At 53.2% G+C, this 1600-nt stretch carries 2 protein-coding genes; one reads left to right on the top strand and one right to left on the bottom strand.

The features are described from left to right. The coding region (locus ACXJ5O_RS26400; protein ID WP_457302492.1) for a hypothetical protein at positions 1-817 on the top strand (817 nt) is incomplete at its 5' end. Positions 818-849: 32 nt separating this feature from the next. On the opposite strand, the gene ACXJ5O_RS26395 is transcribed toward ACXJ5O_RS26400, so the two are convergent. Then, complete coding sequence (locus ACXJ5O_RS26395) at positions 850-1263, bottom strand: cupin domain-containing protein (protein ID WP_457302491.1); 414 nt, start codon at positions 1261-1263, stop codon at positions 850-852. Positions 1264-1600 lie beyond the last annotated feature (337 nt).

The raw sequence follows: 1600 nt of genomic DNA, 5'->3' as shown, positions 1-1600 counted from the left end.
GCTGAAGGGTGTTTCGGCATCTGATGCCATTAGGACAATGCGGCGCACARCGCTTGCGGAGCAGCTCGTAACAACAATGGCGGTGGGAGGCAGGATAAAGATTCTTGCCGAGGGAGATTCTTGGATCAACATCCTCTGGCCCGAGTCAAGCGCGTTGGGATACGAAATGACCTTTGTTAACGCCCTCGCTAGAGATACCGCAAAGTACGACACACTTAATATTGGTTTTCCGGGCGACACGTTCGCGGAAATTACAAGAAATCCGCCCCAGTACAAACAACCGATTTCGGGGGGACAAAGGCAGTTTTTCATATTTTCAGGTGGCGGCAACGACTTCCTTGGAGGCGGGAGTTTGGCCAAGTACGTCAAGCGCTTTTCTCAAGGCGGAGGCTCGAGTGATCCGCGTGACTACATCAAGGATAGCGAATTCAAACAAATCTTGAACGGGCTCAAAGCCGGATACAGACAGATGGTGAAGAACGTCAACGTCTGGTCAAGCGGCTACACCCATGTCCTGCTGCAGGGATATGACTACGCGCATCCGCGCAACGGCGGGCCATGGCTGGGCAAACCGTTTAAGGCACTTGGATACGCCTGGGACAGCGATATCACCAAAGAGATCGTGAAGTACTCCGTCGACAGGTTTTATGAATTGCTGGCGGGAGTCGCGGATTCGTCCGCAAAGGTGCATCTTGTCGATGCAAGAAATTGCTGCCAGGGCAATTGGCACGATGAACTTCACCCGAACGAAAAAGCTTCAAAGAAGATTGCAAAAAAATTCGATGCGGCAATCGATCAGATTCTTGCCGTGTCCTGACACTTCACCTCGGAAAACCTTGACGCGCTGGCTCAAGCCGGCACCAATGCATCGAGCTCCGGCAGCAGTACAACGCTTTCCTGCTCGTTCGGGTCAGTACGGGCGATGATCGCGGTGCAAGGCGTGCTGCTGAGATTGGCCGGCAGATGCGGAACGCCGGCCGGAATGTAGAAAAGCTCCCCGGCATGCACCACGACATGCTCCTCCAGTCGATCGCCGTACCAGGTATGCGCCTCGCCGGACAGCATATAGATCGCTGTTTCGTGAGCCTCGTRCAGATGCGCCTTGGCGCGCGCGCCAGGCGGGATAGTCAGAAGATGCATGCAGATACCTGTGGATCCGACCGTCTCCGCCGCTATACCTTCGAAGTAGTCGAGCCCCTGCTTGCCGCCATAGGTGTGGTGGGGTTTGACAATACGGCAGGTGGGTTTTGATTTTGCATCCATCACTATCCTCCATGGAATTCATGACCGGCTTGAACACTAACACAAAGGGATTGGCAGCAGCGGAAATCAAAAACTTTTGACCCAACGCGGCCTTTCATGGCAGTTGCTGCCTGATTCCGCAAAATTCGAAATTCGACGTAGTACGGTGCTCACAGGTGAGTCGGCATTGCTCTGGTCAATGCGACAATTTGCATAGCTATTATGCATTTTTGTAAGTTGCCAGATTTTTGTGCGATGCTAACTTGTTGGTGTTGGGTTCTTCTCCTCCCAGATACCCCAACATGGAATGTACTGCACCTCCTCCCGCGGTACATTTACAATCAGGACCGCTGCACCT

It is taken from the genome of Phyllobacterium sp. P5_D12 (genome assembly GCF_054049495.1).
The sequence above is the reverse complement of the archived record's forward strand: the minus strand, read 5'-3'. Positions and strand labels throughout refer to the sequence as shown.